This is a genomic window from Halomonas citrativorans, assembly GCF_900163645.1.
Lineage (GTDB): Bacteria > Pseudomonadota > Gammaproteobacteria > Pseudomonadales > Halomonadaceae > Vreelandella > Vreelandella citrativorans.
The window spans coordinates 59,355-86,283 of record NZ_FUKM01000014.1 but is presented as its reverse complement, the minus strand read 5'-3'; the positions used below and the strand labels follow the sequence as shown (position 1 = coordinate 86,283).

The window sequence follows — 26,929 nt, the reverse complement described above, 5'->3', positions numbered from 1 at the left end:
AGCGATAACTACCCTTGCAGCATCTGCTCCTGGCGGCGATGTTGCAGGGGAGATTCGCCAAAGTAGCGTTTATAGTCACGGCTGAATTGCGGCACGCTACGATAGCCGACCGCCAAGGCCGCTTGGTTGACATTATGATCCTGTTGCGACAGAAGCTGCTGGGCTTTTATCAACCGTAGCCGCTTCAGGTACTGGGCAGGCGAGACGCGAGTAATCTGCTTGAAATAGTGATGGAACGTCGAAACGCTCATACTGGCTCGCTGAGCCAATTGTTCAACCGTAAACTCATCGGCGAAGCTTACGTGAAGCTTCGATAGCACCTGCACAATGCGTGAATAGTGCCCTTGGCCGTTCACCAGCGCCCTGAGTGCGGGCCCCTGCTCTCCTTTCAGCGCCTCGAAGATCACCTCGCGGATGCGCGACACCCCCATGACCGCGCACTCTGTTTCGCATTTCAGCGTGTCTGCCAAGCGGGCAACGGCATCCTGCATTCCTTCTGTCATGGCAACCGACGCCATGGGCTTGGGAGAAAGAGCGGGTGCGCCGGTATCGCCCATGGTCATGACCATCTCGCTTAACAGGGCAGGATCCAGCTTTACCGAAATGCCCAGCAGCGGCGCTTCGGGTGAGCCATGAGTTTCACACTCAAACGGCAGCGGCAGGGTCTGTACCAGGTAGTGGCCGGGATTGTAGTGAATTTCACGATCGCCCAGATAGCCCACTTTCCGGCCCAGGGCGATAACGGTCAGGCTGGGCTCGTACAGTAGCGGAGTGCGCACTTGGTGGCGCCTAAGGCAGAGCAGCGAGACGCCCGGTAGATGCGTCTGGGTGATGCCGTCTGCCTTGGTTAGCGCTGCAATAGTGCGCGCCAAGGGCGGGTAGGTAGGAAGCAACGAACTCATGAAGACCTGCCATAAACGTGCAAAAAATGAGTGACTTCGGATAATAGTGCCATAATATCGGCTTATTTTTGTTATTTTATCACAGTGATTTGTAGGAATAGGCAAAAAATACGGAGCTTCGCTCATCGTTATTGCGGTTTAATCGGCGAATAATGGTCAGGCGTCCTCACGGTCACGAGGATCACCGATTTAAGGAGTTTTATCTGATGAGCCAAGCTAAATCCTACGCTGCCTTTGCGGCGGATAAACCGTTAGCGCCTTTTTCATTCGAGCGTCGTCAACCGCGTGCCGATGATGTCGCCATAGAAATTCTTTACTGCGGTGTTTGTCATAGCGACCTGCACTTTGCTCAGAACGATTGGGGTATGAGCCAATACCCGGTCGTGCCGGGGCATGAAATTGTAGGCCGAGTAACCTCGGTAGGCAGTCAGGTGAGCCGTTTTAAAGCAGGCGATTTAGTTGGCGTTGGCTGCATGGTTGATTCTTGCCGCACCTGTAGTGCCTGTAACGATGGCGTTGAACAGTACTGCCAGGAAGGGTCCACCATGACCTACGGTAGTGAAGACCGCCAGGACGGCACGATTACCCAGGGCGGCTATTCCGATAGCATCGTGGTGAGCGAACATTTTGTGTTGAGCATGCCTGATGGCATCGACCTTGCCTCTGCAGCCCCTATTTTATGCGCAGGTATCACTACCTATTCGCCGCTTAAGCACTTTGGTATCGGCAAAGGACATAAGCTGGGCGTTATCGGTATGGGTGGTTTGGGCCATATGGCTGTGAAACTGGCCAAAGCACTTGGCGTAGAAGTGACCGTCTTTACCCGTTCCGATGCCAAAGTAGAAGAAGCCAGGCGTAATGGCGCCGACCATGTGGTGGTTTCAAGCGACCCAGCACAGATGGAAGCCGTGGCTGAGAGCTTTGACTTCATGATGGATACCGTACCCGTTCAGCACGACCTAAATCCTTACCTAAAGGCGCTTAAATACGACGGTACGCATATTCTTGTTGGTTTGCTGGAGCCTATCGAGCCTCCTATTGAAGCCTTCAATCTGGTATTCAAGCGTCGTGTCGTGGCAGGTTCTTTAATTGGTGGCATTGCTGAAACACAAGAACTTTTAACGCTGTGTGCCGAGCAAAACATCACGTGTGATATCGAAATGTTGGATATCAATAATATCAACGAAGGGTTTGAGCGCATGGCGAAAGGCGATGTGCGTTATCGTTTCGTGATTGATATGGCAACCCTTAAAAATACCGCTGTTTAAAAAAGCGTCGGTATTTACCCATCGTGGCCTGAGCCATGGTGGGTTTTTTTATACCTTTTAGTTATACATAGGTCGATAGTGGCACATAAAGTACTTCAGCTTGGTTTACTCTTGCCGATAGTAATGAACAACCATAAACGGCAAGGGAATCAACTGGATGAGACATCTCTCTATTAAGTGGACTTTGACCGCAGCGCTCGCGTTGATGGTATTGATGATAGGACTGATAAGTGGATTGGGGTTTTATGCCAATCACACCAGCGGCCGAGCGCTTGAGGAGTTAGCCGATGTCAATGTTCGGTTAACCAGTCTTGCCAACCGTACCCAAGTCAATGCACTCAGAGCACAAACGTTCCTGGACCGTTTTGCAAGCTTCAGTACGCAAGGCAATCCTGATAAAGGCCTGGAAAGCCTCCAACTGGCGATTGATGCCGTAGCAATGGCCCAAGCGAATTTTGATGAATTCAGTGCGTTGTCGGTGCCAGAGGAAAGTGAGCTTGCCGGCTACCATGAGGCTGTTGTTTTAAGCTACGAGGCATTTGTTACCGACGGCATTGTGCCCCTGCTGGAGGCTCCGCCGTTCCAGGTGCAGCGTCACCAGGAGGAATTAGGCGAGAGTGGTGTACGGCTGGATGAGGCCATGAACGATTTTATCGCTTACACCGAAGCGCGGGGACAGCGCGTGATCGAGCAGGTGGGGAATTTGACCCAAACGGTCGGCGTGATTGCGTTAGCGTTGCTCATCCTTTCGTTAGTGGCCGCTACTATTATCCGTATGGCCATGATGCACAGCGTCGTGCGCCCGCTTAACCAGGCAATAGCGCATTTTGCCACCATTGCCGAAGGAGATTTGACCGACCGCATTGAAGCGCGAGGGCGTAACGAGGTGGGCCAATTGTTCAGCGCCCTGGCGGACATGCAGGCCAAGCTGAAAGCACTGGTGCACTCTCTACGCAGTAGTAGCGAGAGCGTTTTTAATGGCGCGGGCGATATTTCATCGGGAAGTCAGGACCTCTCTTCGCGCACTGAGCAGCAGGCATCTGCGCTGCAGCAAACAGCTTCCAGCATGGAGCAAATGTCAGCGACCGTAAGCAAAAACGCAGAAACCGCTCACACTGCAGACCAGCTGTCGATTGCTGCTTCTCAATCAGCGGAAGCTAGCGGCGAAGAAGTGCAGCGCACGGTACAGTTGATGCGTGACATTGCATCCAGCGCAAACCGCGTTAACGACATTATCGGGGTTATTGACTCGATTGCTTTTCAAACCAATATTCTCGCCCTTAATGCATCGGTTGAAGCTGCTAGAGCCGGGGAACAGGGGCGTGGGTTTGCGGTTGTTGCCAGTGAGGTTCGCTCGTTGGCTACGCGCAGTGCCGCCTCTGCCAAAGAAATTCGTGACTTGATTGGGCAAACAACATCACAAATTAACGGCGGCGCGGAACAGGCTGAACGCAGTGGACATACGATTCAACAAACGGTGCAGGCGATTGGGCAGGTAACCACGTTGATGAGCGAGATATCCACGGCAAGTCGTGAGCAGGATGGGGGCATTGAACAGATTAATGCCGCACTCACTGAAATGGATTCGGTCACTCAGCAAAATGCTGCCCTGGTGCAACAAACCAGTAGTGCAGCCAGCGCGCTTGAAGATCAGGCGCAACAATTAGCCACGTTGATAGCGACGTTTCGGCTAGATGAGCAGGCGCCTATCACCTCATCAAACCAACTACCTGCGAAAAAAGCCGTCGTAAAAGAGAGTGTTGGTAAAGAGAGTATTGCTAAAGAGAGGGCAACTGAGGAGTGGGACGCGTTTTAACCGTTTTAACCGTTTTAACTGTTTTAACTACTCTAGATGTTTTAAGAACGGGGGCTGGATGCCTGCCAGGGCTACAAGCATGTTGCTCTGGCAGGCGGCCTGTAACAGGTTATACGTGGGCTGAGACGCGTAAGCGGACATAATCTGCTGTCCAGTTTCCTTGGCCATCTTTTAAGCTATGACCAAGAAGAATCATGGTGTTATCCATAATTGAGTCTCGAAGGTCATCTTCTAATCCATGTAAAAACGGATTGGCGAAGGTTTCAAGCCAGCCTGCCATCCCCGCCGGTAACGCGGTGGGACGTGGAAGCAGCTCAATTGAGTCTATCTGAAAACCAACCGTTTGCAGCAGGTGCGCGTACTCTTCTGTGGTCGGAAAATACCAGGGGTGCCGACCGCGAGCGCTAATACCCCGAAACTGAAGCGAAGCAATAAGCGCGGTACAAATAGCCGCGACATTACCGTGCCCGCCAAACTCAGCCACGAACCGCCCACCCGGTTTTAAAGCACGCTTAACACCAGAAAGAACAGCTTGAGGATCCAGCATCCAATGAAGTGAGGCGTTACTGAAAACGGCATCAAATTCGTGGTCAAACGGAAGCTCATGGGCATCAACAACGCGAGCGGTAACGCCGCGTTGGCGGGCGGCTGTCACCATTTCCTCTGATGAGTCAATGCCTAATACATCAGCACCAAGATGCATTAAACGTTCGGTTAATACGCCGTCGCCGCAGCCCAGATCCAAAATGCGCTGGCCTGGTTGTGGCGAGAGCAGCTTTACGACGTCACTGCCCAATCTGGGAACAAAATGGGCATTTTCCGCATATTGCCCGGCATTCCACTCTTGACCAGAGGCATCAGATTTAATGTTATTCATGGCAGCTTCCTGGCATCGTTATGTTTCATCAGGGGATTATCAAAGAGTATAGCCTGAAGCGCTACAACATCCTTGTATGTAAGGAAAATTTCTTAACGCTAAGCGATTTCATTAGTGGAATATTCGTGGCCTACCGATAGCTGCTACCTTGATAGATAAACTAGCGAGTAGGGAGTTCAATAATGGCAGGCGGATGGGCAAAAGAGGGTGCCGAACAAGAGCAAATCGAAAGAACACTGGATGATGCTGTCGAGCTTGCCCGCAGTCGGCTGCCGCAGGGCGAAAGCCGTAAGTATTGTGAGGAGTGCGATGAGGTGATTCCTGAAGCGCGCCGCATTGCAGTCCCAGGGGTTCGGCTGTGCGTTGTTTGCCAGAACGAGCACGACAAAAAACAGTCGAACGCTAGCAGCTATAATCGCCGAGGCAGTAAAGACAGCCAGCTTCGCTAGCAAGCCCATGTTTGCGCTTATGGGATAAAAGCGTTTAGCAGTAGGCTATTAGCGTGCGGCTGTGCGATTCTAGGCTTTGTACGAAAACTGCTTGCGCTCGACCATACGGCGTTAAAAATCAGCTCAAAATACTCATTTACACATGTAAACTCCGTTTTTTCGCTGATTTTTGCCTTATCTGGCCTTCGCTCAGCGACTTTTCGTACAAACCCTGGTGTTTGGTAAGCGATACTGATTTATAAAGGCGAGGTACCATGAACGACGTTATTAAACTCTTGAAATCCCACCGTTCAGTTCGAAAATTCAAGGATCAGCCGATTGCACGTGAGCTTCTGATCGAACTTATCCAAGCGGGTCAAGGCGCGGCAACGTCCAGTCATGTTCAAGCCTATACGGTTATTCATGTTACAAATTCGGCTAATCGCGAACAGATTGCTGAGTTAGCGGGTGGCCAGTCTTATATTGCCAGTTGTGCGGACTTTCTGGTCTTCTGTGCCGATATGAAGCGCCCAACCGAGGCATCAGAGCGGGCGGGTTCCAACGTTGTTCGAGGGATGACAGAACAGCTGTTGGTAGCCACGGTAGACACTGCCTTAATGGCGCAGAATGTTGCGACAGCTGCTGAATCAGAAGGGCTGGGCATCTGTTATATTGGCGGCATTCGCAATAACCCCCAAGCGGTTAGCGATCTGTTAAAGCTGCCTGAGCATGTTTACCCTGTATTTGGTATGTGCCTTGGCTATCCGTCTCATGAACCGGAGGTAAAGCCCCGCCTGCCGGTTGAAGCGATCTTAAAAGAAGACTACTACAGCGACGACAGTGCGCAGGTGCAAGCGTTTGATGACACCATGCAGGCGTATTATCAGTCGCGTAGCAGTGGCAATAAAGACTCCGATTGGTCACAAAACCTGAAGCCGCTGTTTGATAACAAACTACGACCCCATATGCGTGACTTCTTGATTCAGCGTGGCTTTGAAATGAAGTAGCCCAAACGGCACCTTGCTTATGACCGCCATCGCTCCTCTTCCCGATGCTTCATGAGTGATCGAATTCACTGCTGCCAGGAGGTGGCAGTGATAGTCTGGAAGCCGCCGTTTTTGAGGAAGCACTATGTGTAAGTTACGAACAGGGTATAAGCGACAAACGGGCTTTGGCCTATTATTGGTAGTGACGATGTCGGCTGCAGGATGCAGCGATTCCGAAGACGAACCCCCGCGTAATTTATCTGAACAGACAGCTACCAGCACGCAACCGGCTGACGCTTCTGTAGCGGAAGAGCCTGCGAGCATCGTATCCTTGGAAGTAGCTATTTCGACATCGGTTGCCTTGCGCCCTGATCGGCGTCTGATGGTGGAGGGAGAAACCAATCTACCTGATCAGGCGCAGGTGCAGGTTATTGTCGAGCGTGAAGTGAGTCGTGTGCGCTGGAGGGCACGTGCGCGGGTTAGTGACGGAGGCTTTGTTGCCGGTCCATTTGGTTCAGGGAGCGGTTTGCCGGATGGTGGCTATATCGTACATGTACAGCTTTCCGAAGCTAGTGTGCAGCCTCAAACCGTACAAGCCGTGATCGGTAATCGCGGGGAGAATTTGGCGGGAGAGCTGGTTAGCCAATCCCGCCATGGGTTGGGTCAAGTGGCCACCTACTCACGCCGTTTCTTGGTGGGGGAGGAGCCAAGACGAACACGTGACCAGGTGGAAGTGCATTAACATTTACGGGGATGTAGATGCTTTAGACAGAACGCCAATGGGCTAGCAGTACCGCATGTATTTCTACGTCAGAAGGCGCTTTTGCAAAGTGCTCAAGTACAAAACGCTCGTCGCGACTGACAAGATAATGCCCGGCTTTATGAAATACGTGTGTCGGGCCCAGCAGCAGTAAATCATTGGCTGCGACGGGTGAAAAGTCAGTGCCTGAATCTGGAGTTGCCATGACGCAGGGCGCTTTCCAGTCGATATTTAACGCTAAATGATGTGGAACGGTAATTGTCGTTGCTTGCACCTGTTCCCAGGGGAGGGGGCCAGTGTGTTTCAACGTCAACAGTTGAGGGGCGGTGTCGCCTTCCAGCAAGGTAGCAAGTGAACAATCCAACGCCTCGGCTAGAGCGACCAAACGCTCGTGACCAATTTGTTTAATTGCACCTGATTCCCAGTAGGAAATAGTAACATCCGACACGCCAACGTTACGTGCTAGGGCAGCTTTGTTGAGCTTGGCCCTAAGACGCAATTGCTTAATACGTGAGCCTAGCGATTCCATTTCGATTTCCTATAATTGAGCTGTGTAAGCTCGTTAAGTTTACTTCAACCACAGTTGCAGCGATGTGAGCACGCTTAGTGCGTTTAAGCACTTTTTATAAGCATGATCGCCGATCATCGACGCCGCGCCATACTAAGCGATTGTTCAGTGTCGCGCATCTTGTAATCTTATAACCGTATTACTTTTTGTAAGACGCTTTAATATGGAAGTCGTTCCATCTACAGCGCTGTTGGTTATGCGTAGGGTAGGTATAATATCGCTACGCTTTCTCGCTATAAGGATGTCTTGATGACCGTTCGTACTCGCATTGCACCTTCCCCAACTGGGGATCCCCACGTTGGTACGGCGTATATTGCGCTGTTCAATTTATGCTTTGCGCGTCAGCATGGCGGGCAGTTTATTTTGCGTATTGAGGACACGGACCGCGTACGCTCAACGCCTGAGTCAGAGCAGATGATTCTGGACTCCTTGCGCTGGCTTGGGTTGGAGTGGGATGAGGGGCCAGACGTTGGCGGCCCACATGGTCCGTACCGCCAAAGCGAACGTGGCGATATTTATGCGAAGCATGCTCAGCAGTTGCTGGACGCTGGCCATGCGTTTAAATGCTACCGCACCACAGAAGAACTGGATGAGCTGCGTGAGTCGCGTAAGGCAGCAGGCTTGCATCTGGCTCTCAAGCCGGGTGACTTGGCTTTGGATGACGCAGAAGCTGCTCGCCGGCAGCAGGAAGGCTGGCCTTATGTCGTGCGTATGAACGTGCCTAGCGAAGGTGTCTGCGTAGTAAACGATATGCTGCGCGGTACGATTGAAGTGGAGTGGGCGCAAGTTGACGCGCAGATACTGCTCAAGTCGGACGGCATGCCTACTTACCATTTGGCGAATGTGGTAGATGACCATTTAATGGAAATCACGCATGTACTGCGTGGCGAAGAATGGATTAACTCCGCACCCAAACACCAGCTGTTATATGAATACTTTGGTTGGGAAATGCCTGAGCTATGCCATATGCCGCTTTTGCGTAACCCCGACAAATCCAAGCTTTCCAAACGTAAAAATCCCACGTCGATTAATTTCTATCGCCGGATGGGCTTTTTGCCTCAAGCGGTTACCAATTACCTCGGCCGTATGGGCTGGTCCATGCCGGATGAGCGCGAGAAGTTTAGCTTACCCGATATGATGGCCGAGTTTGATATTCAGCGTGTCTCGCTGGGTGGGCCGGTGTTTGATCTAGAGAAGCTTACCTGGCTCAACGGCGTTTATATCCGCGAGGATCTGGATGACGATGCGCTGCTTACTGCGCTGCGCGAATGGGCGTTTAATGATGCCTATGTAAGGCAGATTTTGCCCCAGGTGCGCCCACGCGTAGAAACACTTTCACAAATCATGCCGCTAGCCGGGCACTTCTTCTCAGGCTTACCTACGCTTACAGAAGATGACTTCGCCAGTATTAAGCTGGAGAAAGACGAGTTAGTGAAATTGCTGCAGTTTCTGGTCTGGCGCTTCGAGGTGCTACCTGCTTGGGATAAAGAAGCGTTGCTGGCCGAAGTAAAGAGCTTGTCAGAGTACTTCGAGCTTAAAATGAAAGCATTCCTGGCGCCCGTTTTTATTGCGATTACAGGCAGTAGCTCGAGCACGTCTGTTATGGATGCCATGGCGATTCTGGGTTCCGATGTCACTCGTGCGCGTCTGCGCAGCGCTATTGATGTGCTGGGTGGCGTTTCCAAGAAACAAGCGAAACGTTTTGAAAAAGAGTACCGCGATCTGTAAGTCATTCAGCTAATGGCTGCAGGAAACGCCATTCTCCATTGACGTTAGGCGTCTGGCGTTTTTCTAGGTAATTAATGCCCTTGACGAAGACGAGCGTAATCAGTATTATACGCTCCGTCTTCAGGACATGTGGGGCCTTAGCTCAGCTGGGAGAGCGCAACACTGGCAGTGTTGAGGTCAGCGGTTCGATCCCGCTAGGCTCCACCATTTAGTTTGTTTGTCGTAACGTCCCATTCGTCTAGTGGTCCAGGACACCGCCCTTTCACGGCGGTAACAGGGGTTCGAACCCCCTATGGGACGCCATCTCTTTTATACTCTTCTATCCCCATATTGATGTAGTAATGAACTCCTTCATTTGCTGCGTTTTTTCCTGCCTGCTATCTAGCTAAATCGCTAAATCCCCACTTTATTTGTGGTATTTTCGCTTGACTTGTCCACTTTTGGTGGTCCTTGCTAAAGGTTGTGCACAACCCCGTGCTGCACCTGCGAAAAATATTCGAATTAACTTATTTTGTTTAAAAACAACAGCTTACGTTCGGTCAAAAAATAACCAATTTAAGGGGAGGTCACTGTTCATGGCGATTTAGGGGCATTTGTGAGGGGTTATGAACAAGGTTATCCACAGATAGTGTGGAAAACATTTTCCCAGCCTGGCTCTTAAAAAAGTCAAGTGCTATTACGGCCTTTTGCTAGCGTTTTGGCTGGTGCTTTCGTCTATTGATGAGGTGGGACGCGAGCGTTTGGAGAAGCGTTGTTGGGTGTCATGCTGATGAGGTCAGAATGCTCGTCTAGCGCACGTATTCGAATGTGTTTAGAGAGGAGGGCTTGCGGGAATCAGCAGGCTTGGAGGGCGGTCATATCAAAGCAGAGACGCTTAAACAAGGAAGGCCACCCGAGGGTGGCCTTCTTGATGATTAAACCGTCGAAAATTATTTTGTCGGGTAATCGCGTTGGTCATGGCCAGTGTAAAGCTGGCGCGGACGACCAATTTTATAGCTTTCGCTCAACATTTCGTTCCAATGAGAGATCCAGCCAATCGTGCGTGATACGGCAAAGATCACCGTGAACATATTGGTGGGGATGCCCATCGCTTTCAAAATGATGCCGGAGTAGAAGTCGACGTTCGGGTAAAGCTTGCGCTCAATGAAGTATTCGTCTTCCAGCGCAATTTGCTCTAGGCGCTTGGCAATTTTAAGCTGCGGGTCGTTCGCCATGCCCAGTTCGGCGAGTACTTCGTCGCAGGTCTCTTTCATTACCTTGGCGCGTGGATCAAAGTTGCGATACACGCGGTGACCAAAGCCCATCAGCTTGAACGGGTCTTCCTTGTCTTTTGCCTTATCAATGAAGCGTTGGATGTTCTCTTCAGAGTCGTCACCAATCTCATCAAGCATCGCCAGTACGGCTTCGTTTGCGCCGCCGTGCGCCGGGCCCCATAGTGCCGCGATGCCAGCGCTGATGCAGGCAAAGGGGTTGGCGCCGGTAGAGCCTGCCAGGCGTACGGTAGAGGTGGAGGCATTTTGCTCATGGTCGGCATGCAGCATGAAAATGCGGTCCATCGCTTTCGCGTAAACCGGGTTGATCTTGTACTCTTCGCACGGGTTGCTGAACATCATGTAGAGGAAATTCTCTGCATAGCTCAGGTCGTTGCGCGGGTAATTAAACGGCTGGCCAACATTATACTTGTGCGACATGGCCGCCAAAGTAGGCATTTTGGCGATCAGGCGAATAGCACTAATAGTGCGGTCTTCTTCTTTAGTGATATCCATGTGGTCATGGTAGAACGCCGCAAGGCCGCCTACGACGCCACACAGAATCGACATGGGATGCGCGTCGCGGCGAAACCCTTTAAAGAAGTTGTTGATTTGGTCGTGCACCATTGTGTGATTACGAATGCGTGCAGCGAAGTCAGTGTACTGCTCGTCGTTGGGCAGTTCACCAAAAAGCAGAGTATAGCTCAATTCAACAAAGTTGGACTCTTTAGCCAGCTGGTCAATAGGGTAGCCGCGATGCAGCAGTACGCCTTTGCCGCCGTCAATATAAGTGATGGCAGATTGGCAAGAAGAGGTGGCCATAAAGCCAGGGTCGTAGGTGAACAGGCCTTCCGCACCTAAGCCGCGGACATCAATAACGTCTGGGCCAAGGGTGCCGGAGTACATGGGTAATTCGATCGTTTTATCAAGACCGTCTACCGTCAATGTTGCTTTCCTGTCAGCCATGTTGGCCTCCTTTCGGATTCGGGTTGGGACGTAAAGTCATTGTTTCGCATGCCGCACCGGCGAAAAGGTTTGCCCACTATAAGAGCGTGCGACATTTTGTCAATTATGCAAAGCGCTAGGCATGGATGGTGCATGTAATGTTATGCAAAATTATTATTGTAGACAATTTTTGTATATAGTTAATGCTAGCTATAATAACCAGGTGGCAGAGATTTGACGAACCCTTAACAGGCTTATCAAATGACTAGAGTGCTGTCACTATATCGATGCTGCATTGCAAAATCGACTCGGGTGAGCTGCTTTTTTTGACATCATAATTGAGTTAGGTCCGAGTTCGGTTTGTCAGCAGGGGCGAAGGTTCTTATAATCCACGGCGCGCGACCGGCAGGTAGGTGGTCGTGCCCGACTTGGCAAACGGCCGAGCCCCTTCCAGCAACCACTGCCCGCTCGGGCTATGCCCGACCTGTCGCAGAGCGGGCCAAGAGAGTGTGTATAAGCCGTGAATAGCAAACGACCCGTAAATTTAGATCTAACAACGATACACTTCCCACTTCCGGCACTGACGTCGATTGCCCACCGTATTACGGGGGTTATTCTGTTCGTTGGCCTGGTGTTCGCTTTTTGGGCGTTGGGTAAGTCACTTTCATCTCCAGCAGGCTTTGATGCCGTTAGCAGCGCACTTGCCAATAATCTATTGGCCAAGTTCATTGCTTGGGGGCTGCTTTCTGCGCTGGCGTTCCATTTTGTAGCAGGGATTAAACACCTGTTAATGGATGCCGATATTGGTGTGACACTAGAAGGTGGTGTGCAAAAAGCACAGATCACCGTTGTGGTGAGTGCCGTTCTAATTATTCTGGCAGGAGTTTGGGTATGGTAACCAACGTCACAAGTTTTGGCCGAAGCGGACTGTCTGATTGGCTGATGCAGCGCGTGTCTGCGGTGGTGCTGGCCGTTTACACGGTCTTTATGGTGGCCTATCTGCTGTTTAATCCAGACCTTGACTACTACACCTGGAGCGGCCTGTTTAACCAAACGTGGATGCGGATCTTCTCATTGCTGGCTTTTATATCCATTGCAGCACATGCCTGGATTGGTTTGTGGACCGTAACCACTGATTACCTTAAGTCCACTGGCCTGCGCGTAGGTGTCCAGACGCTGATTATTCTGGCTATCTTCGTGTACCTGGTTTGGGGCATTCAAATTCTGTGGGGAGCTTGATAAATGTCTAACCTTCGTAGCCTGACGTTTGACGCCATTATTATCGGTGGCGGTGGCGCTGGCCTGCGCGCTGCTTTAGAACTGGCGAAGTCCGGTAAACAAACAGCCGTCCTTTCCAAAGTTTTCCCGACACGCTCTCACACTGTCTCTGCCCAGGGCGGTATTACCTGCGCTATCGCGTCTTCTGATCCCAATGACGATTGGCGCTGGCACATGTACGACACTGTTAAAGGCGGCGACTATATCGCTGACCAAGACGCGTCGGAGTATATGTGCTCTGAAGGCCCGAAAGCTGTATTTGAACTTGAGCACATGGGCCTGCCGTTTTCGCGCTTTGATAACGGCCGCATCTATCAGCGTCCGTTCGGTGGCCAGTCCAAGAATTTCGGTGAAGGCGGCCAAGCGGCGCGTACTTGCGCGGCGGCAGACCGTACCGGTCACGCACTGCTGCACACGCTTTACCAGAACAACCTTAAGAACAATACAACGTTCTTGAATGAGTGGTACGCGGTTGATCTGGTGAAGAATGGCAACGGTGACGTGGTGGGTTGTATCGCCATGTGCATTGAAACTGGCGAAGTTGTTCACGTTAAATCCAAGGCCACTGTATTGGCGACTGGCGGTGCTGGCCGAATTTACGCATCTACCACCAATGCCCTGATCAATACGGGTGACGGTATCGGTATGGCGTTGCGTGCGGGCTTCCCGATGCAGGATATGGAAATGTGGCAGTTCCACCCGACCGGTATTTACGGTGCGGGCACGCTGGTAACCGAAGGGTGCCGCGGGGAAGGTGGCTACCTGATCAATAAAGACGGCGAGCGCTTTATGGAGCGTTACGCGCCCAACGCGAAAGACCTGGCGGGTCGTGACGTTGTTGCGCGTTCCATGGTCATGGAAATTCTGGAAGGCCGCGGTTGTGGCGAGAAGGGCGACCACGTCTTCCTGAAGCTTGACCACTTGGGTGAAGAGGTGCTGAGCAAGCGTCTGCCTGGTATCGTTGAGCTTTCCAAAACCTTCGCCCACGTTGATCCGGCGAAAGATCCGATTCCGGTCGTGCCGACCTGCCACTATATGATGGGCGGTATTCCGACCAACATTCATGGTCAGGCGATTCTGCAGGACGAAAGCGGCAACGACCAGATCATCAACGGTCTGTTCGCCTGTGGTGAAGCAGCGTGCGTATCTGTTCACGGTGCTAACCGTCTGGGCGGAAACTCCTTGCTGGATCTGGTGGTCTTTGGCCGTGCAGCCGGTATGTTTATTGAAGGCGCGCTGAACGAAGGTATTGAGTACCTGGATGCCTCCGAGTCTGATATCGAATCAGCGATGAAGCGCATTACTCGTTGGAACGAGTCGGAAGGCGGTGAGAGCATTCCTGCGCTGAAAGCAGAGCTTCAGGACATCATGCAGAACTCTTTCGGTGTATTCCGTGAAGAGAAAAACATGCTGGAAGGCGTTGAGAAGCTTGCCAACCTGCGTGGCCGCATTGCCAATGCTCACCTGCCTGACAAATCCAACGCTTTCAACACGGCGCGTGTAGAAGCACTGGAACTTGATAACCTGATGGAAGTGGCCGAAGCGACGGCAATTGCTGCCCTTGAGCGTAAAGAGAGCCGCGGTGCCCATTCGCGTTACGACTACCCAGACCGTGATGACGTCAACTGGCTGAAGCACTCGCTCTACTTCCCGCTCACCAAAGAGCTGAAGCAGCGCGACGTCAACTTCAAGCCGAAAACTGTTGATACGTTCGAACCCAAGGTTCGTACCTACTAAACTCCGCATTGACGAGAGGGAGTTATAATGTCCAATCTTCAGGTATCCGTATACCGTTACAATCCGGAAACCGACTCCGCGCCCTATATGCAGGAGTTTCAAGTTGATACCAAAGGGCGCGATGTCATGGTGCTGGATGTTCTTCATATGATGAAAGAACAGGACAGCGGCCTGGCGTTCCGTCGTAGCTGCCGTGAGGGTGTTTGCGGCTCTGATGGTATGAACATGAACGGCAAAAACGGCCTGGCATGTATTACACCGCTGTCGGACGTTGTGAAAAACAACAAGCTGATCCTGCGCCCGCTGCCTGGCCTGCCGGTTATCCGCGATATGGTTGTGGATATGGGGATTTTCTATAAGCAGTACGAGCGTATTCAGCCGTACCTGCAAAATGAAACGCCAGCACCCGCCATTGAGCGTCTGCAGTCGCCAGAAGACCGTGAAAAGTTGGATGGCCTGTACGAGTGCATCTTGTGTGCTTGCTGCTCTACGTCTTGCCCGTCGTTCTGGTGGAACCCGGACAAGTTCGTAGGTCCTGCTGGCTTGCTGCAGTCTTACCGCTTCCTGGCGGATTCTCGCGATACCGCAACCCGCGAGCGTTTGACCAGCCTGGAAGATCCGTTCTCGGTGTTCCGCTGCCGTGGCATCATGAACTGCGTAGCGGTTTGCCCGAAAGGCTTAAATCCGACGCGCGCCATCGGTAAAATTCGCGAAATGCTGCTCGCAGATGCAACATAAACGCCTTGTGAGTCAATAAAAAGCGATTGCCACGCAACAAGTCTCGTTTTACTACTTAAATCGTGGCGCTTCGCTTGTTATCATAGGGCTTGTCATAAGGTGCGGCGCGTCGCCGCACCTTATGAGCAGTCAAGTTTAAAAGCCGGTGCTGCGAGTACCGGCTTTTGAGCATGAACTGAGTAAGAAATAGTAATTAAGTAGGGCTTCCGGCCGTTGGTCGGTGCCGCCGGCACATGTTCCGCCCCGCCGGCAGGGCAATAGCGATGTCGTTGTTTTTTGCAGCGATGCCGATACCACCCCATCAGTGTAGGGTGACCGAGAGATGCAACAAGGCATAATGGAGTTAATGTGGCGTTCCTCTCACGTTAGTGGTGGCAATGTCCACTACGTGGAAGCGCTTTACGAGCAGTACCTCGCCGATCCTGATGCTGTTTCTGACGAATGGCGTAGCTATTTTGACCAGCTACCGAGTTCCGAGGGCAGTGCCTCCCACGATGTTCCACTAAGCCCGACTCGTGATCAATTCTACCAGCTAGGTCGTGAAAGCCGCCCGGGCCGGGTAGTTGCCGCTGCCGATAGCGGTGAGAACAAAAAGCAGGTGAAAGTCCTGCAGTTGATCAATGCGTATCGCTTCCGTGGTCATCAAAAGGCTGATATCGATCCGCTTGGGCTGCGTAATCCTACCCCCGTCCCTGACCTCGATTTATCATTCCATCAGTTGACGAAGGCTGATCTTGATACCGAGTTCCAGACCGGCTCGTTTTTCCTGGGTATTGATAAGGCACCACTGCGTGAGATCGTGGACGCGCTGGAGAAGACGTATTGTCGCTCCATCGGTTGTGAGTTCATGCATATCGTGGACACCGAAGAGAAACGCTGGCTACAACGGCGCTTCGAATCAGTGCGCAGTGCTCCCAAGTTTAGCGATGATGTTCGTAAGCATGTGCTTGAGCGTCTGACGGCTGCTGAAGGTTTGGAAACTTATCTGGCATCCAAATACCCAGGTACCAAACGCTTTGGTCTTGAAGGTGGTGAGGTCTTCGTTCCGATGATGGACGAGCTTATCCAGCGTGCCGGTGGCTATGGCACGAAGGAAGTCGTTATCGGTATGGCGCACCGCGGTCGCCTTAACCTGTTGGTCAATATTCTGGGCAAAAACCCGGCTGATTTGATTGATGAGTTTGATGGTAAGAAGGTGATTGAGCGTGGTTCTGGCGATGTGAAGTATCACCAGGGCTTTAGCTCCAACGTCATGTCACCGGGCGGCGAAGTCCACCTGGCCATGTCGTTCAACCCCTCGCACCTGGAAATTGTCGCACCGGTTGTTGAAGGTTCCGTACGCGCGCGCCAAGACCGCCGCAAGGATCCTGCCGGCGACAAGGTGTTACCCATCAATATTCATGGTGATGCTGCCTTCGCGGGTCAAGGCGTGGTTATGGAGACATTCCAGATGTCTCAGACCCGTGCCTATAAGACCGGCGGCACGATTCACATCGTCATCAATAACCAGGTGGGCTTTACGACGTCCAACCCCATGGATGCTCGTTCGACCGAGTACTGTACCGACATTGCCAAGATGGTCCAGGCGCCCATTTTTCATGTAAATGGTGATGATCCTGACGCCGTTATCCATGCGACCCAAGTGGCGCTGGATTATCGACAGCAGTTCAAAAAAGACGTTGTTATTGATCTGGTCTGCTACCGTCGCCGTGGGCATAACGAAGCCGATGAGCCGTCTGGTACGCAGCCTTTGATGTACGCCAAAATCAAGGATCATGCGTCGACGCGTACGGTTTATGCAAAGCGTTTGGTTGACCAAGGCGTTCTATCTGAAGACGACGCCAAAGCGATGATGGAAACCTATCGCGATGATCTGGTCGCGGGTAACCACGTTGCCAATGCACTGGTTCAGGAACCCAATAAATCCCTGTTTGTAGATTGGGCGCCGTACCTGGGGCATGAGTGGACGGGCGATGCAGATACGTCAATTGATATGAAGCGCTTGCAGCAGCTTGCTGCAAAAATGTGCGAGATCCCGGGTGGGGTTGAAGTGCAGCGCCAGGTTGCCAAGATTTATGAAGACCGACGCAAGATGCAGGCGGGCGGTATGGCAATGAACTGGGGCTTTGCTGAAACGCTGGCCTACGCCACGTTACTTGACCAAGGGCACCCTATCCGGATTACCGGTCAGGATGTGGGTCGCGGTACGTTCTCGCACCGTCACGCTGTGGTTCATAACCAGAAAGATGGCTCTACCTACGTGCCGTTGCAAAACATGGCCGATGGTCAGCCGGCTTTCACCATTCACGACTCCTTCCTATCGGAAGAAGCTGTGTTGGCGTTTGAGTACGGTTACTCCACCACTGCGCCGAATGACCTGGTTATCTGGGAAGCCCAGTTTGGTGACTTTTTCAACGGTGCACAAGTTGTCGTTGATCAGTTCATCTCTTCTGGTGAGAGCAAGTGGGGCCGTTTATGTGGCCTGACGATGCTGCTACCCCATGGCTATGAAGGCCAGGGCCCAGAGCACTCGTCTGCGCGATTGGAGCGTTTCCTGCAAATGTGTGCTGAGCACAACATGCAGGTCTGTGTGCCGACGACACCTGCGCAGATTTATCACTTGCTGCGTCGTCAGGTGATTCGTCCGCTGCGCAAGCCGCTGATTGTTATGTCGCCCAAGTCGTTGCTGCGTCACAAAGAAGCGGTATCGAGCCTTGAAGATCTTGCCCATGGCAAGTTCCAAATGGTGTTGCCGGATCAAGCTGGCCTGACCGCTGAAAACGTAACGCGTGCGATTCTGTGCTCAGGCAAGGTCTACTATGATCTGGCCACCTGGCGTGCAGAAAATGAGCGTAACGATACGGTGATCATACGTCTTGAGCAGCTTTACCCCTTCCCGAAAGAAGAACTTCTGGAAGTGCTTCAAGCATATGGCAATGTGGAAGATATTGTCTGGTGCCAGGAAGAGCCGTTGAATCAGGGCGCTTGGTATTCCAGTCAGCACCACATGCGTACAGTGGCCGATATGCTTAAAGATGGCCTCGGACGCGAGTTGAAATTTGCAGGACGTCCTGCCTCTGCCGCGCCGGCAGCGGGTTATATGTCCGTCCATACTGAACAGCAGCGCCAGCTGGTGGAAGACGCTTTTAATCTGTAAAGCGCCCACCGGATTTAGAGAACACATAAGGGAAACGACATGGCTACCGAGATCAAAGCGCCAACCTTTCCGGAATCCGTTGCCGAAGGTACTGTGGCTACGTGGCACAAAAAGCCGGGTGACAGCGTCGAGCGTGACGAACTGATTGTTGAAATCGAAACCGACAAAGTGGTGCTGGAAGTGGTTGCACCCGAAGCGGGTACCCTGACTGACGTAATGGCCGAAGAGGGCGAAACCGTCGAGTCTGAGCAGGTACTTGGCAAAATTGGTGAAGGCAGCGCCTCGGGCGACAGCGGTAAAAAAGAAGAGAAATCTTCTGATGAGCCGAAAGCCGAGAAAGCCGAACAGCAAGATGAAAAGAAAGAAGAGAAAACAGAAGAGAAGAAAGCCAGCGGCGGCAAGCAGCATGATGTAAAAGCGCCAAGCTTCCCTGAGTCTATCCAGGAAGGCACCGTGGCGGCTTGGCACAAAAAGGTCGGTGAAGCGGTTAAGCGCGATGAAGTGCTGGCCGATATCGAAACCGATAAAGTCGTGCTTGAAGTGGTTGCGCCTGCTGATGGTGCGCTGGCTGAAATCAAAGCCGAAGAGGGCAGCCAGGTAGAGTCTGAAGCGATTCTTGCGGTCTTCACCGAAGGCGGCGGTAGCGACGTAGCAACAGCGGCCGATAAAGAGCCAGCCGCCTCTGCGGACGATGGCGCCAGCGATGAGAAAATGGGCGACAAGATCGTTGCACCGGCTGCGCGCAAGCTGATTGCCGAGCACGACCTTGACGTTGCCAAAATTGAAGGTACGGGCAAAGGCGGTCGTGTTCTAAAAGAAGACGTGCAAAAAGCCGTTAAAGATGGCTCAGCCAAGAAAGGTGCTGCCAAGTCTTCTGCGCCGAGCAAGGCGGCAGCGGCCCCAGCGGCTGTTGAAGGCGAGCGTGTTGAAAAACGCGTGCCGATGACCCGCCTGCGTCAAACGATTGCCAAGCGCTTGGTACAAGCTCAGCAAACCGCTGCCATGCTGACCACGTATAACGAAGTGGACATGACTGAGATCATGGCCCTGCGTGCGCAGTACAAAGATACGTTCTTAAAAGCTCACGATATCAAGCTGGGCTTTATGGGCTTCTTTGTAAAAGCGGCGACTGAAGCACTCAAACGCTTCCCGGATGTTAATGCCTCCATCGACGGCACCGACATTGTGTATCACGGTTACCAGGATATCGGTGTTGCGGTATCCACCGACCGTGGTCTGGTGGTCCCCGTACTGCGCGACACCGACAGCATGAAAATTGCTGATGTCGAAAGAACGATTGTTGATTTCGGTAAGCGTGGTCGTGACGGCAAGCTGGGCATGGACGACATGATCGGCGGTACCTTTACCATCACCAACGGGGGTACGTTTGGCTCTCTGATGTCGACGCCGATTATCAACCCGCCGCAAACGGCTATCCTGGGTATGCACAAGATCCAGGATCGTCCGATGGCTATTAATGGCAAGGTTGAAATTCGCCCCATGATGTACCTGGCACTGTCATATGATCACCGTATGATTGATGGCAAAGACGCCGTACGTTTCCTGGTTACGCTTAAAGAATTGCTGGAAGACCCGGCACGTCTGCTGCTGGACGTCTAAGGTACGTAGACCACGTATCCTTGCGTATTGATATTTCAATACGCGCCACCCTTCTTATGCAGTCGCACACCGCTCTTCTCTCGGCAATGTAAATACGAGAGAAGAGCACCGAGCTAAAGGAGCCAACATGGCTGACAAGTTTGATGTGATCGTTATCGGCGCCGGCCCTGGCGGTTACGTAGCTGCTATCCGCGCAGCGCAAATGGGCCTGAAAGCAGCCTGTGTTGAAAAATGGGTTAACAAGGAAGGCAAGACTGTTCACGGCGGCACCTGCCTGAACGTCGGTTGTATTCCTTCCAAAGCGCTGCTGGAAACGTCACATAAGTTTGTTGAAGCACGTGATCACTTTGCTGAAGTCGGCATTGAGATTGACGCGCCGAAGGCTAACATCGCCAAAATGCTCGAGTTCAAAAACTCGGTCATTAACAAAAACGTTGGTGGCATCAGCGCGCTGTTCAAGGCCAACGGTGTCACTTCGCTGGAAGGTAAAGGTAAAGTTACTTCGTCTACAGAAGTTGAAGTAACTGACCATGATGGCAATGTCACGACCTACACGGCTGACAACATTGTTATCGCCGCAGGCTCCGTACCGGTTGAGATTCCGCCGACGCCGCTGACCGACGACCTGATTGTTACGTCTACAGGCGCACTTGAGTTTACCGAAGTGCCCAAGCGTTTGGGTGTTATCGGTGCCGGTGTTATCGGCCTGGAGCTGGGCAGCGTTTGGAAGCGTTTAGGTTCTGAAGTGACCGTTCTTGAAGCCATGGACAGCTTTTTGCCGATGGTTGATGGCGCGATTGCCAAAGAAACCCAGAAACTGCTCAAGAAACAGGGTCTGGACATCAAACTGGGTGCACGTGTAACCGGTTCTGAGGTCAAGGACAACGAAGTCGTCGTTAAGTACACTGATGGTGACGGTGAACAGGAAATGACCTTCGACAAACTGATTGTTTGTGTGGGTCGTCGTCCTTATACGCAAGGCGTTATTGCCGACGGCGTGGGCGTTGAGCTTGATGAGCGTGGCTTTATCTTCGTTGACGACCAGTGCCGTACCAATGTCCCGAGCGTTTATGCGATTGGTGACTGTGTACGTGGTCCGATGCTTGCCCATAAAGCGTCTGAAGAAGGCGTTATGGTCGCTGACATTATCGCTGGCCATAAAGCTGAAATGAATTACGACGCCATCCCCAGCGTTATCTACACGTCGCCAGAAGTAGCGTGGGTAGGTATGACGGAACAGGATGCCAAAGCCAAAGGCATCGAAGTTAAAACCGGCTCTTTCCCGTTCTCTGCCAACGGTCGTGCGCTTGCCAATAACGCGCCTGAAGGTATGGCCAAGATTATTGCCGATGCCGAAACAGACCGCATTCTGGGTATGCACATCGTCGGTCAGCACGCGGGTGAGCTGATTGCCCAAGGCGTTATCGCGATGGAATTTGGTTCCAGCGCTGAAGATCTAGCGTTGACCTGCTATGCCCACCCGAGCACTTCTGAAGCTATTCATGAAGCGGCTCTCGCGGTGGAAGGCCATGCAATTCACATGGCCAATCGTAAAAAGCGCAAATAAGCTCAGCGGTAACCACCAAGCGCCACCATAAGGTGGCGCATCACTTTCGGGCATGTTGTAAAATAGCGCGCGAAAGTACGGGGACAACCCGTTTTGAAAACGGGTTGTCGTTCGAGTCACATGCAACCAATGGCATGAATCGATGAACCTTCACGAGTATCAAGGCAAACAGCTGTTTGCTGATTATGGTCTACCAGTGTCTAAAGGCTTTGCCGTGGACACTCCCGAAGAAGCAGTAGAAGCCTGCAAAAAGATCGGCGGCGACATGTGGGTAGTCAAAGCCCAGGTGCACGCAGGTGGCCGTGGTAAAGCGGGTGGCGTTAAGCTGATCAAAGATCCGGCTGAAGCGAAGGCGTTTGCTGAGCAGTGGCTGGGCAAAAATCTGGTAACCTTTCAGACTGACGAAAAAGGTCAGCCGGTTGCCAAGATTCTGGTAGAGACCTGCACTGATATCGCCGATGAGCTTTACCTCGGTGCCGTTGTCGACCGCACTACCCGTCGCGTGGTCTTCATGGCCTCGACCGAAGGTGGTGTTGAAATCGAAACGGTTGCTGAAGAGACGCCGGAAAAGATTCTTAAAGCCGAAATTGATCCGCTGGTTGGCGCACAGCCGTACCAGGCGCGTGAGCTGGCGTTTGCTCTGGGCCTGAAAGGCGACCAGGTCAAGCAGTTCACCAAGATCTTCCTGGGCCTATCCAAGTTGTTCCACGACAAGGATCTGGCGCTCTTAGAGATCAACCCGCTGGTTATCACTGACGAAGGCAACTTGCACTGCCTCGACGCCAAACTTGGCCTCGACAGCAACGCGTTGTACCGTCACCCGGACCTGCAGGCCATGCGTGATCCTTCCCAGGAAGATCAGCGTGAAGCCGATGCAGCGAAGTGGGAACTGAACTACGTCGCACTCGACGGTAACATTGGTTGCATGGTAAACGGCGCAGGCCTGGCCATGGGCACCATGGACATCGTTAACCTGAGTGGCGGCAAACCGGCTAACTTCCTGGACGTTGGCGGCGGCGCGACCAAAGAGCGCGTAGCAGAAGCGTTCAAGATCATCCTGTCTGACGACAACGTGAAAGCCGTTCTGGTTAACATCTTCGGCGGTATCGTACGTTGCGACATGATTGCTGAAGGCATTATCGGTGCCGTTGAGCAAGTGGGTGTCAACGTGCCGGTCGTGGTTCGCCTGGAAGGTAACAATGCCGAGTTGGGTGCTGAGAAACTGGCGTCCAGCGGTCTGAACATCATCGCTGCTACCAGTCTGACCGATGCGGCTCAGCAGGTTGTTAAAGCGGCGGAGGGCAAGTAATGAGTATCCTGATCGATAAGAACACCAAGGTCATCTGCCAGGGTTTCACCGGTGGCCAGGGCACGTTCCACTCCGAGCAGGCGATTGCCTATGGTACGCAAATGGTCGGTGGTGTTACGCCGGGCAAAGGCGGCCAAGAGCATTTAGGCCTGCCAGTTTTCAACACCGTTAAAGAAGCGGTTGAGAAAACAGGCGCGGAAGCCAGCGTTATTTACGTACCGGCTCCGTTCTGTAAAGACTCAATCCTTGAAGCCGCTAACGCTGGCATCAAGCTGATCGTGTGCATTACCGAAGGCATCGCTACGCTAGATATGCTCGAAGCAAAAGTAAAATGCGACGAGCTGGGCGTGCGCCTGATTGGCCCGAACTGTCCGGGTGTTATCACTCCGGGTGAGTGCAAAATCGGTATCATGCCGGGTCATATCCACCAGCCGGGCCGCGTTGGTATCGTTTCCCGCTCTGGTACGCTGACTTACGAAGCTGTTAAGCAGACCACTGACCACGGTTTCGGTCAGTCTACCTGTGTAGGCATCGGTGGCGACCCGATTCCGGGTTCCAACTTCATCGACATTCTGGAAATGTTCGAGAAGGATCCGAAAACCGAAGCGATCGTTATGATCGGTGAAATCGGTGGTACGGCTGAGGAAGAAGCAGCCGCCTACATCAAGGATCACGTTTCCAAGCCAGTGGTTTCTTACATTGCCGGTGTTACTGCACCTCCTGGCAAGCGTATGGGCCACGCTGGCGCCATCATTTCTGGTGGTAAAGGCACGGCTGACGAGAAGTTTGCTGCTCTTGAAGACGCCGGTGTTAAAACCGTTCGTTCTCTGGCAGAAATCGGCGACGCACTGAAAGAAGTGACGGGCTGGTAAGCTAGCAAGCGGATCAAAAAGGGGTGCCAAATGGCACCCCTTTTTTGTGTCTGCATGTTGACTGCACCGCCGTCACTTTAACCCTCGACCTCACGCTTGCGCCCTTCAAGAATTTTTCTGAGCAGCGGGCGTCCTGCCATCAGCATAAATACCGGTGCCCCGGCGATCAGATAAAAATAGTAGGTGACAGCACGCCAGATCAAAATGGCGGCTGCCGCGCTGCTTTGGCCCACCATAGGGGCCAGCAGGGCCGACGAGGAGAGTTCGGCGCCCCCGGCACCGCCGGGCAGCAGGGTCAGCTGGCCTGCCGCCATGGAAAGCATTTGCACCAGGAAGGTCCATGCCCAATCCAGATGTTGTCCAAGGCCGTACAGCGTGACGTAGAGAATGCTGTAGCGCACGATCCAGTGCACGATCCCGAATCCGAAGGCCAAAGCCAGCGCTGAGCGCGGCAGCTGAAGGGTTTCGGTAAAGGCCTGCTTGAAGAGAAGGATGCGGCGCACCATGGCATGCTGGAGCCGTGCACTGACACGCATTCGAGACAGTAGACGGCCGGTCACAATTAGTACGCGGCGATGATAGCGGCCTATGAGAACGACGCCGAGCAGTGCCAGGCATAAGAGTGCCATGGGTACCACCAACATCCATCCTAGCCGAGCATCAATTGAGCGCGTGATGACATAAATCATCATCGCGATCATCGAACAGAGAAAAAATAGCAGGTCAATGATCTGATCTACAGCAAAAATGGCGGTGGTCTGCGCGGGTCGAACGCCACGTCGCGTGAGAAGGGCGATCAGTGTCAATGGCCCACCGCTCCCCCCAGGCGTGGCGCAAATGGCGAATTCAGTGGCCATCACCGTGCCGGTAGCACGCATCAGCCCCATGTTGCCGGCGCGTCCCGCCAGTAGAACACGCAGCTTGGCACCGTTAAGCAGCCAGCAGACCAATATCATGCACAGCATCAGCGCAAACAGACCTGGTGGAAACCCCGCAAGTAGATGAATAAGGTCAGTGCCACCCAATAGTATGGGGATGGCCATAACAGCGATGAGACCTGCGGCCAGCAGCCAGAGTGTTCTTTTCATGCGTTTAATTATTCAAGGGTGGGTTTGGCTCTGGGCGAGCGTTTTCAAGGCGGGTGTCCATACGTGATAAGGCGCCAGTCTTATCGTGCTGACTGCAATGGCGCTGTAACCAACTGATCTTGGTGGTGGGCCGATAGCCTTCTTCTAACAGGCGACGAATCGTCGTCAGCCAGTAGCGCCTTGAAATAGCATGGCGCATATCCACGGGGTGTAGCCCTAGGCGAATCAGAGGTTCGTGGCGATGACGCCGCCTGGCTCGCTCATTAACGACCCAAGACATACCACGCCGCCAGCGGCTGCGTGCGCTCCACACCAGCGAGGGCGCTTTAATCGGTGTGTAGTCTGGCAGAAAGTACAGCTGGCCGGGGTCGCTGGTATAGGTAAACCCTTGGGTTTTCAGTGCCTGCCGTGCGCCTTCGCCTAAAAGCCAGGCGGGCGCAACGAACCCCTCAAGCGGCCAGCCCTGAGCACGAAAAAGTTCGACGCCACGCTGCAAACGCTCAAGTGCCTCAGCGTAGCTGAGCGGATAAAACTCACCTTCATAGGTATAAAGTCGTCGCATGAAGTAGTCACGCGGCGTACGGGGGGCGGGCGCATCATCGCAGTGATAGAAACCATGTAACGCCAGTTCGTCTCCGCGCTCCCGGCGTTGATGCAGGAGCTGCAGCAGGTCAGTATCTTCAAAGGTGTTGCTGCGATGGTGAAAGTCGGGCACGACAAGCCAGGTCATGGGGATCTCCCCCATGCTGTCGATCTCCTCGACAAAGGCGCGATAGTCCGGCCAGGTGATAGGGGCAATGTCATGGAGTACCAGTGCAAATTCCCTGTTAGCCATGCTGTGCGCTCACCGCTGTCGTATGGCTAATGCCCAGAAGTTCGCGATAGTGCTGCATCACACCCTGCACGACGATATCCCAGTCATGATGGCGTTCTACATGCGCGCGCGCACGACGGCCCATGGCTTTTGCGTCGTTTTCAAAAAGAGCTTGAATGCTGCGTGCCATATCTTCACTGTCCAGTGGTCGACACAACATTCCGCACTCTTCGGGAACGTTTTCGGTCAGCGCACCGGCGCGGGCTGCCACTACCGGAATGCCACAAGCCATGGCTTCCAGCACAATCAGCCCGAAGGTTTCTTGGGTGCCCGCATGTAACAACGCATCGCTACTGGCGAAATAACGTGCAATCTCGGCGGTTGGGCAAAAATGATTGATGACCGTTACGTTGTCGGGAACCTGCGTCGGCATTGAGGAGCCGACCAGCAGCAGATGATAGCGCTGTGCAGAAGGGTCGTCCTGCAGGCGGCGCATTGTCTCCAGCAGGATAGGCAGGTTTTTCTCTTGCGAGCCGCGCCCGGCAAAAACCAGCAGGCGTGTGTCATCATTAAGCCCCAGCTCGACCCTGACCTGCTCATCGCGAAGTGCAGGGCGAAAGGTCGTGAGATCTACGCCCAGCGGTTGAACGCGAACCTCCTTAATACCCAGCCCTTCGAGTCGCTCTGCCATCACACGGCTCGGAGCGAGGACGCGATCATAATGATCATAAAGCTTGGAGATGTAGCCATTGATCAGCGAACGTGACCAGCCCCCCAGCCGATTACTGATCATGGTGGGCAGGTCGGAGTGATAAAAGGCTATCAACGGGATATCAAGCTCGCGGGCGCTTGCGATGGCCGCCCAGCCGACGGTATACGGATCACCGGCTTCGATCAGGTCCGGACGCACCTCATTAAGAGCTCGCCTCCAAGGACGCCTTGTTAATGGGAAGCGATAGCCATTGCTGAATGGCAGTGGTGTCGCGGGCACATCAACACGGTGATCTTTTGCCAGATATACATGGCGCTCGCCAGGCACCAGCAGGGTATGGCGAGTGTTGGCCATGGCGTTCAAACGATGACGCTTGGCATCAAGATAGGTACGTACGCCGCCACTGGAGGGCGCATAAAACATGGTCATGTCGGCAATATGCACTACGCCGATACCTCCTCGAACCACTGATAGTTGAGCGGGCGACTTAAGATTGCAAATGCAGGGGG

The 26,929-nt window shown here is 53.0% G+C and carries 22 protein-coding genes and 2 tRNA genes; 17 read left to right on the top strand and 7 right to left on the bottom strand.

The genetic code is table 11. The annotated features are described in order from the left end of the window. Nucleotides 1-8: 8 nt before the first annotated feature. The gene (locus CZ787_RS03695) at nt 9-902 is read right to left on the bottom strand and encodes an AraC family transcriptional regulator (protein ID WP_087106296.1); all 894 of its coding nucleotides are present in this window, start codon (nt 900-902) and stop codon (nt 9-11) included. A 206-nt stretch (nt 903-1,108) separates the two neighbouring features. Between CZ787_RS03695 and CZ787_RS03690 the strand changes: the two genes are divergently transcribed. Next, nucleotides 1,109-2,170, top strand: a complete 1,062-nt coding sequence (locus CZ787_RS03690; protein WP_087106294.1) for an NAD(P)-dependent alcohol dehydrogenase — start codon at nt 1,109-1,111, stop codon at nt 2,168-2,170. A gap of 157 nt (nt 2,171-2,327) precedes the next feature. Continuing rightward, complete coding sequence (locus tag CZ787_RS03685; protein WP_087106292.1) at nt 2,328-3,986, top strand: methyl-accepting chemotaxis protein; 1,659 nt, start codon at nt 2,328-2,330, stop codon at nt 3,984-3,986. Between the two features lie 109 nt (nt 3,987-4,095). Here CZ787_RS03685 and CZ787_RS03680 read toward each other — a convergent pair whose 3' ends face one another. After that, a complete protein-coding gene (locus tag CZ787_RS03680; RefSeq protein ID WP_087106290.1) occupies nt 4,096-4,863 on the bottom strand; it encodes a class I SAM-dependent methyltransferase in 768 nt (255 codons plus the stop codon). 182 nt (nt 4,864-5,045) lie between these two features. On the opposite strand from CZ787_RS03680, the gene CZ787_RS03675 reads away from it, so the two are divergent. The 3 genes from CZ787_RS03675 (at nt 5,046) to CZ787_RS03665 (ending at nt 7,019) form a co-directional block, all read left to right on the top strand. Further along, nucleotides 5,046-5,312 carry a DksA/TraR family C4-type zinc finger protein gene (locus CZ787_RS03675; RefSeq protein ID WP_087106287.1) on the top strand — a complete coding sequence of 89 codons (267 nt, stop codon included), beginning with the start codon at nt 5,046-5,048 and terminating at the stop codon, nt 5,310-5,312. A gap of 254 nt (nt 5,313-5,566) precedes the next feature. Continuing rightward, nucleotides 5,567-6,298, top strand: coding sequence for an oxygen-insensitive NADPH nitroreductase (gene nfsA, locus CZ787_RS03670; protein WP_087106285.1), 732 nt, complete (start codon nt 5,567-5,569; stop codon nt 6,296-6,298). Nucleotides 6,299-6,422: 124 nt separating this feature from the next. Continuing rightward, nucleotides 6,423-7,019 (top strand): hypothetical protein, encoded by a 597-nt coding sequence (locus CZ787_RS03665; RefSeq protein WP_087106283.1) that lies wholly within the window; start codon nt 6,423-6,425, stop codon nt 7,017-7,019. 22 nt (nt 7,020-7,041) lie between these two features. Here CZ787_RS03665 and CZ787_RS03660 read toward each other — a convergent pair whose 3' ends face one another. After that, a complete protein-coding gene (locus CZ787_RS03660; RefSeq protein ID WP_087106281.1) occupies nt 7,042-7,566 on the bottom strand; it encodes a helix-turn-helix domain-containing protein in 525 nt (174 codons plus the stop codon). A 288-nt stretch (nt 7,567-7,854) separates the two neighbouring features. Here CZ787_RS03660 and gltX point away from each other — a divergent pair, with 288 nt between their 5' ends. From gltX to CZ787_RS03645, 3 genes are all read left to right on the top strand, one after another. Further along, nucleotides 7,855-9,333: a glutamate--tRNA ligase gene (gene gltX / locus CZ787_RS03655; protein ID WP_087106279.1), complete on the top strand. Its 1,479-nt coding sequence runs from the start codon at nt 7,855-7,857 to the stop codon at nt 9,331-9,333. Between the two features lie 131 nt (nt 9,334-9,464). Continuing rightward, nucleotides 9,465-9,540, top strand: a tRNA-Ala gene (locus tag CZ787_RS03650). 20 nt (nt 9,541-9,560) lie between these two features. Further along, nucleotides 9,561-9,636, top strand: a tRNA-Glu gene (locus CZ787_RS03645). Between the two features lie 626 nt (nt 9,637-10,262). On the opposite strand, the gene gltA is transcribed toward CZ787_RS03645, so the two are convergent. Beyond that, nucleotides 10,263-11,549: a citrate synthase gene (gene gltA / locus CZ787_RS03640; RefSeq protein ID WP_087106277.1), complete on the bottom strand. Its 1,287-nt coding sequence runs from the start codon at nt 11,547-11,549 to the stop codon at nt 10,263-10,265. A 499-nt stretch (nt 11,550-12,048) separates the two neighbouring features. Between gltA and sdhC the strand changes: the two genes are divergently transcribed. The 9 genes from sdhC (at nt 12,049) to sucD (ending at nt 23,806) form a co-directional block, all read left to right on the top strand. After that, nucleotides 12,049-12,426 carry a succinate dehydrogenase, cytochrome b556 subunit gene (gene sdhC / locus CZ787_RS03635; RefSeq protein WP_087106275.1) on the top strand — a complete coding sequence of 126 codons (378 nt, stop codon included), beginning with the start codon at nt 12,049-12,051 and terminating at the stop codon, nt 12,424-12,426. Next, nucleotides 12,420-12,767, top strand: a complete 348-nt coding sequence (sdhD, locus tag CZ787_RS03630) for a succinate dehydrogenase, hydrophobic membrane anchor protein (RefSeq protein WP_087106273.1) — start codon at nt 12,420-12,422, stop codon at nt 12,765-12,767. The genes sdhC and sdhD overlap by 7 nt, the downstream gene beginning before the upstream one ends. Nucleotides 12,768-12,770: 3 nt before the next feature. Continuing rightward, entirely contained in the window at nt 12,771-14,543 is a 1,773-nt protein-coding gene (sdhA, locus tag CZ787_RS03625) for a succinate dehydrogenase flavoprotein subunit (RefSeq protein ID WP_087106270.1), read from the top strand. A gap of 27 nt (nt 14,544-14,570) precedes the next feature. Further along, entirely contained in the window at nt 14,571-15,281 is a 711-nt protein-coding gene (locus CZ787_RS03620; protein ID WP_087106268.1) for a succinate dehydrogenase iron-sulfur subunit, read from the top strand. Nucleotides 15,282-15,603: 322 nt separating this feature from the next. Then, nucleotides 15,604-18,438 (top strand): 2-oxoglutarate dehydrogenase E1 component, encoded by a 2,835-nt coding sequence (locus tag CZ787_RS03615; RefSeq protein ID WP_087106266.1) that lies wholly within the window; start codon nt 15,604-15,606, stop codon nt 18,436-18,438. Between the two features lie 39 nt (nt 18,439-18,477). Continuing rightward, nucleotides 18,478-20,058, top strand: a complete 1,581-nt coding sequence (odhB, locus tag CZ787_RS03610) for a 2-oxoglutarate dehydrogenase complex dihydrolipoyllysine-residue succinyltransferase (protein WP_087106264.1) — start codon at nt 18,478-18,480, stop codon at nt 20,056-20,058. 127 nt (nt 20,059-20,185) lie between these two features. Further along, entirely contained in the window at nt 20,186-21,625 is a 1,440-nt protein-coding gene (gene lpdA, locus CZ787_RS03605) for a dihydrolipoyl dehydrogenase (protein ID WP_087106262.1), read from the top strand. 142 nt (nt 21,626-21,767) lie between these two features. After that, nucleotides 21,768-22,934: an ADP-forming succinate--CoA ligase subunit beta gene (sucC, locus tag CZ787_RS03600; protein WP_087106261.1), complete on the top strand. Its 1,167-nt coding sequence runs from the start codon at nt 21,768-21,770 to the stop codon at nt 22,932-22,934. Further along, the gene (gene sucD / locus CZ787_RS03595) at nt 22,934-23,806 is read left to right on the top strand and encodes a succinate--CoA ligase subunit alpha (RefSeq protein ID WP_087106259.1); all 873 of its coding nucleotides are present in this window, start codon (nt 22,934-22,936) and stop codon (nt 23,804-23,806) included. The genes sucC and sucD overlap by 1 nt, the downstream gene beginning before the upstream one ends. 77 nt (nt 23,807-23,883) lie before the next feature. Here the strand turns inward: sucD and CZ787_RS03590 are convergent, their stop codons facing one another. From CZ787_RS03590 to CZ787_RS03580, 3 genes are read right to left on the bottom strand one after another with little or no spacing between them, the layout of a single operon-like run. Further along, the gene (locus CZ787_RS03590) at nt 23,884-24,894 is read right to left on the bottom strand and encodes a lysylphosphatidylglycerol synthase transmembrane domain-containing protein (RefSeq protein ID WP_087106256.1); all 1,011 of its coding nucleotides are present in this window, start codon (nt 24,892-24,894) and stop codon (nt 23,884-23,886) included. A gap of 4 nt (nt 24,895-24,898) precedes the next feature. Then, nucleotides 24,899-25,729 (bottom strand): DUF2334 domain-containing protein, encoded by an 831-nt coding sequence (locus tag CZ787_RS03585; RefSeq protein ID WP_087106254.1) that lies wholly within the window; start codon nt 25,727-25,729, stop codon nt 24,899-24,901. Next, on the bottom strand, nt 25,722-26,864 hold the full coding sequence (locus CZ787_RS03580; RefSeq protein WP_087106252.1) for a glycosyltransferase family 4 protein: 1,143 nt from the start codon (nt 26,862-26,864) through the stop codon (nt 25,722-25,724). The genes CZ787_RS03585 and CZ787_RS03580 overlap by 8 nt, the downstream gene beginning before the upstream one ends. Nucleotides 26,865-26,929 lie beyond the last annotated feature (65 nt).